Genomic DNA, 7,314 nt, shown 5'->3' with positions numbered 1-7,314 from the left:
CCACAATGCAGGATCATTTATTTCCTGGAAATTCCTAAGACTTTTGATTATTTACTTAGTTGGCTGATAGTAACGAGTACTCGTAAGTGCGATCGCAGCCAATTGTGCTGATAGATGAATAAGTTTCAGTTCATCTTCACGTAAAGAGCAAGGTTGTTTCCACTGTAGGGACAGCACTGCCAAAACTTCTTCGCGGAAGGTGATGGGAACAATCAAGTGTGCTTGGATGCTGTTAGACTGATAGTGAGAAACACCAGCTAGCTTTTGATCGTTGGGTACATTTACTGAAACTTGCAATTGCTGATTGGCAATGGCTTCCGTTGTGAGCGGGTCTTGAGCGAGCCAATTTTCAACAGTTCCTCCAACACTGTAAGTCCCTTGCTTTGCAACCAAAGCATTGCCCTTTACAAGTTGCAAAATACACCCATCTGCGGAAAAACTTTCGCCAAATGCTTTGGCAATAGGGTCAAGCGTTGCTTCTAGGTTAGCAGCTTGTTGCGTCACTTGTACAAGAACAGCCAGTAACCCCATTTGAGCATTAGCACGTCTCAATTCTTCGGTACGTTGCTTCAGCAATTCATAGGTTTCTACTGCTCGCTGTACCACCGCTTTCAGTTCAACGGGGTCCCAGGGCTTGGTAATATACTTGTAGACTTGTCCAGCGTTGATTGCCTCTACTAAATCTTCAATATCAGTAAAGCCTGTCAGAATAATTCTGACTGTATCGGGAAATTGAGGAACAGTCTTGCTGAGAAACTCTGTTCCTTTCATTTCTGGCATCCTCTGGTCGGAGATAATAACTGCAACTTCTCCTTCAGATGCCAACACTTGCAGCGCATTCACGCCACTGTCTGCTTTAAGGACTTGGAAGTCTCGGCGGAAGGTGCGGTATAATAAATCAAGATTATCTGGCTCGTCATCAACAACCAGCATTTTTGCTTTTTTACGGCTTTCTACATTCACAAGTTGACGGCGGATTTTATCTAATTCAGGAAGGGGATTATTCATAAAAGGATTCCTTTTAATCTTGATTTTTTGTTATATTCCGTATTCAGCAGGCTTAAAACTTAGCACAATTTGTAACACAATCTAAGGCATAAGTAATTTTTAATCGTACATGAATTGGTTATACTCACTTTTGACAAAAACTACAAGAAAAATTGTCAATAAATTTAACTTTTTGTTTACGTAATTTTACGTATCATTAAGTTTATTAATTGTGTTTATACTTAATAATTAACTAAAAAAATGGTCTTGATAGTAAATTTTTAACATAGTCTTCCCGAATTAAAGCTTGTTGATACACTATGACTGACTTACCACCCAATGTTCAAGAGCCAAATAACAACGATGTCGCACTAGAGTTGCTGAGAAAACTCAGACAAAAGCAAGGCAACTGGGTGGAATGGGGAATTGCGATCGCCCAACTGCAAAAACTAGGCTACAATCCCCAAGAAATTTTTGAAGCAACTGGATTTGAGCCGATACAACAAAATCAGGTCACTGTTGGCGCACAAGTTTACAATTCTATAGAAAAAGCAAATGCACCGGCAGAAGTGCGATCGCATTACTCCACCAGAGGTAGCGATATTTTGTATGAATTTCGCCTGCTAACGCAAGAAGAAAGGATTGCGGCTGCCGAACTCGCCTTCCAAAATAAAATTGACGTTGATGGGGCAAAAGAAATCGCCAAGGCAATCAAAGAGTTTTCCCGCTTTCGTATCCCACCAGAGGGGTTTGAGAATCATCCCGGCGATGCTGTTGCCTATCAATCTTGGAAGTTAGCCCGTCAAAACTCAGACTTACAAGAACGTTCCCGCCTGATTGCAAAAGGTTTGCGCTTTGCTTACTCGCAAACAGCAAGGAGACAAATCGAACAATTACTCACTGATTTTACCGTCGTTCCCAATCGCCCTGCCCCTTCTCTGCCTTTTTATCGCTTGGAATCAGAAGCGGACTTACCCCGTGTTATACCAGTAGTTGGTGAGTTACCACTGACACAAAAAGATCTGCAAGTCGTACCCGTAATTGAAGAGATAGAACCATTTCGCATCGTCAAGTTTGCCGGAGAGCAAGCTTGGGTTCCTTTACCTGGTTGGCAAGTACTGCTAAGTGCAGAAGACCCGGTGGTTATATTGTGTGAGAGTGGTAAATTTCCAAACCAGATACAAAATCCAACAGAACCAGTATTAGTGGTTGTAGATCGCGCTCAACGAGAATGGGACTCTAACAGTTATTTTGTAGTAGACAACTCTGGAGAGTTGGATTTTCAGTGGTTTGAAACATCCCCAGAAGTCCCTCTTCTAGGAAAAGTCATTGTGATCGTAAAACCTAGGAGAATTTTAGATGAAAATGTAACCAAAGATTCTTGGCAAATTGATGAATAATGGTTAGTGGTTAGTTGTTAGTGGTTAAAAAATTACTACTAACAACTAACCACTAACTATTGATAACATAAATATTAGACCGTATAAAAAAAATGGATTTACAAATGTATCGGCGTTCTAGGGTGGTTACTATTCATCACTCTTAAACTTATCTTGGAAAAATTCATCAATAATTCGATTGAGTAATTCCTGGGGATCTGTACTAGTTTCAGTAGCATACTTCCTCAAATTGACAATATTATCTGAAGACAGACGAAGTGGCGCGAACTGTTCGGGAAATGCCCAACTGCATTGTTTACAATCAAGCTGACAACCACGACATGATGTACTTGCTGGTATTGGTGGTTTCGATCTCGGATTTGAAAGAGCGGGAATGCGTATTGTTTTTCAATGTGAAATAGATCCTTTCTGTCAACAAATACTCAAGCGCCACTGGCCACACGTACCTTTTCATGACGACATCACGACCCTCAATTCAACAATTATCCCTACCTCTGAACTTTGGTGTGCGGGATGGCCATGCCAAGACATCAGTACTGCCAATACAGACCGAAAAGGACTCTCTGGCGAGCGAAGCGGTCTTTTCTTCACGTTTATGGCATTGGTTAGAGAAGTTCAGCCAACTTGGCTGGTCATGGAAAATGTACCCGGTTTGCTCTCAGCAGAAGAAGGAAACGCACTTGAGACAGTTATCAACACGTTGGAAGAGAATGGGTATTTGGGGGGATGGGTATCGTGCAACGCTGTGCATGCGGGCTTACCCCACAACCGCGACAGAGTATTCTTTATCGCAAGTTTTAGATCGGAACGTGCCTATCACTTCTTTACTAACAGCAGCGAATTGTCTTGGGATACTTCGACGAGAGAATCGAGCCGGAAGAAAGCTAGATCCAATTTTCGTCAAAGCGCTTTCGGAAACCCTCCGCTTGTGGTACAACGTCGCGGTGGCTTTGGGTATACCTTGGCACAAAGCATCTGCCCCACGCTACGCGCCCAAACTGGAGGACATCAAGGAGGTCATTCAGACCGACCAATACTGTGTGGCGAGAAACTTGACTTGGACAGAATGGGAGAGGCTGATGGGGTTTCCCCCAGGTTGGACGGTCGTCGAGGGAGACTCCTTGGTAACGCCATCGTCCCAAGCATTAGTGAATGGATCGGAAAGCGAATTTTAGATATTGAGAAAAACGAATCGTAGCTAATTATTCAAGGAGTTTCAGGAAACGTATTGTTGCTTGATACCAGATAGCGATCGCTAGCATTGGAAAACCTAGCCGTACTCTAGCATCATTACTTGTTGGGCGCTATAACTGTTAGACCGATCTGTTTCGTTGTCCACTCTCGGCTGGGAGAAGCAGCTACAGACAATTTTCTAGTTGGTGGCTTATCCTCATCAATTACCGCGAGGAGATCATCTAGTGGATTACCAGAACGAGTTAATCCTTTAGGCTCAAGTTCTTGACCGAGTGATGGCAGTTCTAACCAGCGAAAGTTTGCCGAACCCACCGCAGCAAATACTTTCACATTGTCTTCACCAACTGAACCTGCTGGAATTGGCACAACTTCTTTTCTCCTCGCCTCAATTGTCACCAAACTTCCTTCGTTCTTACCAGGGTAAATTTGCTCAACTGACCAATCAGACGCAATATCTAGGACAGCAACATTGAGATCTTGGTTGGAAGTGTTGTGAATTGACAGGAATACATATTCACCTACTTTGACAGTTGGAACGCTCGGATCGGTAAACGGTTTCAACTGAGATTTTGGTGGAATATCATCTCCAGGTTGATATATAGCTGATGTTCCCAGCCATTCAAGAGTTAGCTTACCTGCTAAGGGTGAAGTTTTATCTTTGTTATCTAACTCTGCTGTCGCATGATATTTTGCTAGATGAACTAATCGTTTTACCACTGTTGCAGCAGCATCACGATCGCTTACTTTTAGAGGAGCGATATTTTGAAATGGGTGTCCAGTGCGATCGCATATTTCATATTCTCCCTGATTATTAACAACCACTTGGTAAGCAACTCCCTCAAAATCATCCTCAGTAACTTTTTCTTCTGCTAACTCCACCCAGCCCTTACCATTTTCAGGAAGAGCTTTTTTAATTGCCTCCAAAGCATTCTCTTGGTGTTTAAAGACCTCCGGTAAAAGTTTGTTAGGCGGTAATTGCTCGGGTTCGCTCACCTCTACTGCTGTTGCTTCTTCTTGATAAACTAGAGAAACTTTACGAACAAGATTAATTGATGGAGTTAATAAAACCGCTCGATCTCCATCTTCAACCTTAAACTCTTTGCCATCAATTGATTTAAGCTGACACAGAGATTCAGTTGCTCCTCTTTGAATAATTGTAGCGATCGCCACTCGATTCTCTTTATTTTTTAAATCCGTTATGGTACGAGGATAGACAGCAAATTCTGCTCCCACCGCAACACCATTTACCTGTCCAACCCCTAACTTAGCTCGCATTTCGCCTGTTGCTGCATCTTTTTCCACCTTCACAACTGGGACTGCATAAATAGTTTCTGCAAACTCATCTCCAAAAACGATGCGGTTGGCTTCACCTATGATTATTGGAGTTTGTTGGGGAAATTGGCTGTTGATTTTGGCATTAATGCGATCGAACAAATCCTTATAAGTTTGTCCGGGGTTTTGCAAGCTCGATCTGTACTCTTATCTTTTGTCCACCGCTCATAGAGCTTAATATAGACTTCACTTAAGGTAAACGAGAGCAATGGCAATGCTCCCGGCATCTGCCCCACTTCATCAATTAACTTACCTACCAACTCCGGTGGCTCAAAGTACAACGCTTGTTTTAAAGCTGGTCCCTCAATTGCATCCCGTAACTCATCTGAGTTCATTGCCCGTACCGGAAACCGAGCGCTCTTCCAGTGAGACTTCAGAACTGAGTTGAGGAACCGAGGCTCAAAATCAGAACGTAACGTCAGCACAATATGCAGTTGCCGACGATATTTTGCCAAAGCAATCCTCAAAAGCGATAAAAACTTTTGCCACTCCTTCTGCTCATCCTCTTCCTGCGAATCACTCTGTTCTACACGTCCCCTCTCCTCTTGGTTCATGGTAATAAGTTCTTCAAACTGGTCAATGACGAGGAGGAGCTTAGTATTTGGATGATTTTGACTCCATGCTGACATCAAATCCGTAAAGGACTGAGGCTCATGCTGAAGAGCTTTGGTAAGTGGGTTGAGAGTTTGCTCAATTGCATGATAGAGATCGGAAAGTTGTTTTTGCTCTTGGGATTGATGACAAAATCGCTTTAACTGCTCGAAGTAATCAACTACTAGCAACAATTTAGCTTCAGGTGTAGCATTATTCCAACATCCAGCCAGTTTCGTTTCATCAAAGGTTTCATGACTTGATAGTCGTTCTTGACTATCGGATTGAGTAGGGTTTGGGCTAGTAACTTTTTGCTTGTGCTCTGAATTGAGGTTAAGAATATCAGCAAATGTTTTATCCAAAAAGCTGATTTGAGCTAATTGAGCAATCAAATTGCTGTTGGCGATGGGTAGAACCGCTCTAGCTAACTCCGTAAAGGGCGATTTGCCGGGACGCATGGGATCGAGAATGTACCAACTTTGCGCTTGCGACTCCTTTTTCTGCTCTTCCCGAAGATAAGGCAGTAATCCTGCTTTAACTAGACTTGATTTGCCAGAACCCGACGCACCTAAAACAACCGTAAGCGGACGATGTGATTTGAAAAGTCGATGGGATAGCGATTCTGCCAATGCCTTTCTTCCAAAGAAAAAGCGTGAATGCCTTTCTTCAAACGCTTTGAGTCCGCGATAGGGATTATTTTCTTCATTCAATGGAGGTGCTTGTGTTAAGTCATCTCGCTTAAAACCCGGTCGGGTGAAAATGTATTCGCCTTTGTCATACTCCAACCTCATGGGATAAAGACCTGGTGTTTGCTGTTCGCGAGATAACTGACTAACGCGATCGCGCAAATAAAGATAGAGTTCATGGGCAGTGATTACACCATCGGGTATAACATCAGCTTTGTTGTTCTGTAATCCCTCAATCAGCGCTTGAGCAAAAGGAGAGTGAGATAAGCTCTCGTTGCTTTTGCGACGATCGATTGATAGGTCTAAAGCTTCCTGATCGTGAGCAGAAGAGGTGATAACTTGCCATGCTGGATAACGAATGAAGCGATCGTAGTGTTCTCGGCGAACGGTTTCCAGAACAGAAATAAGTTTTCGGCTACTTGCCCAACGAAACATTCCTCCAAAACAGCAATCTAAAACTACTAGCAAGTGATGACACTCAAGTTGACTCAGAGCATCATGCAACTTCCGCATAGATAAGTAGGTTTTCAGGTTTCCCAGTTCAGCTGTTTGCGGTATAAGGTAACCTGCCGGTCCATCCTTGCTCTCTTGAGGAATGCCATGACCAGCGAAGTAGAAGAGTAGGCGATCGCCCTCGGTTGGCTTCAGTTTGTGAGGCAGGGTTTCCTCAAGTAGCGTGTTGAGTTCGTCTAGAGTTGCTTCACGGTAAGGCTGTTTCAGATCCTTTAGAGTGCCATTGTCAGGACGAGGTGAGAACAGACAGATAATGTTCTCTTCCTTATAGCCATAGTTTTCTTGCAACAAGTCAGCGATCGCCCTAGCATCATTGACTGCTGTTGAGAGATCGTGAATTCCTGAACTGTCATAGCGATCGATACCAATGATGACTGCTAAATTACGCTCAAAATTTGTTTTATTTTTATCCCACTTCTTCATTAAACTTCTTCTTGAGTTCTAGGAAAGCACGATGGAGGAATTTAATCTTCCTATCTTTACGTATGGCGTAGTCACCCCTGACCTTACTCCCACTGTTGTTAACTCTTTGGAATTGTTTCTCTTGAGCAAATTTCTTCAATGACTTTTCGAGTTACCTCTAGTAACTTTAAGCACTTACACTGACCATT

General features: G+C 43.0%; 5 protein-coding genes. 2 read left to right on the top strand and 3 right to left on the bottom strand.

Annotated elements, in window-relative coordinates:
- Positions 1-51: 51 nt before the first annotated feature.
- Positions 52-1,008 carry a response regulator gene (locus WA1_RS22900; RefSeq protein WP_017744352.1) on the bottom strand — a complete coding sequence of 319 codons (957 nt, stop codon included), beginning with the start codon at positions 1,006-1,008 and terminating at the stop codon, positions 52-54.
- A 299-nt stretch (positions 1,009-1,307) separates the two neighbouring features.
- Here WA1_RS22900 and WA1_RS22895 point away from each other — a divergent pair, with 299 nt between their 5' ends.
- Together WA1_RS22895 and WA1_RS22890 are read left to right on the top strand one after the other, a co-directional pair.
- Positions 1,308-2,387: a RuBisCO accumulation factor 1 gene (locus WA1_RS22895; protein WP_017744353.1), complete on the top strand. Its 1,080-nt coding sequence runs from the start codon at positions 1,308-1,310 to the stop codon at positions 2,385-2,387.
- 373 nt (positions 2,388-2,760) lie between these two features.
- Positions 2,761-3,585 (top strand): DNA cytosine methyltransferase, encoded by an 825-nt coding sequence (locus WA1_RS22890; RefSeq protein WP_017744354.1) that lies wholly within the window; start codon positions 2,761-2,763, stop codon positions 3,583-3,585.
- A 92-nt stretch (positions 3,586-3,677) separates the two neighbouring features.
- On the opposite strand, the gene WA1_RS22885 is transcribed toward WA1_RS22890, so the two are convergent.
- The gene (locus WA1_RS22885; RefSeq protein ID WP_148662743.1) at positions 3,678-5,045 is read right to left on the bottom strand and encodes a DUF4384 domain-containing protein; all 1,368 of its coding nucleotides are present in this window, start codon (positions 5,043-5,045) and stop codon (positions 3,678-3,680) included.
- On the bottom strand, positions 4,958-7,126 hold the full coding sequence (locus tag WA1_RS22880) for a caspase family protein (protein ID WP_017744356.1): 2,169 nt from the start codon (positions 7,124-7,126) through the stop codon (positions 4,958-4,960). Before WA1_RS22880 ends, WA1_RS22885 begins: the two co-directional genes overlap by 88 nt.
- Positions 7,127-7,314 lie beyond the last annotated feature (188 nt).

Source organism: Scytonema hofmannii PCC 7110 (assembly GCF_000346485.2).
GTDB classification, from domain to species: Bacteria; Cyanobacteriota; Cyanobacteriia; order Cyanobacteriales; family Nostocaceae; genus Scytonema; species Scytonema hofmannii.
Note: the sequence above shows the minus strand (reverse complement) of the source record. Positions and strands in the feature narration are given on the sequence as shown.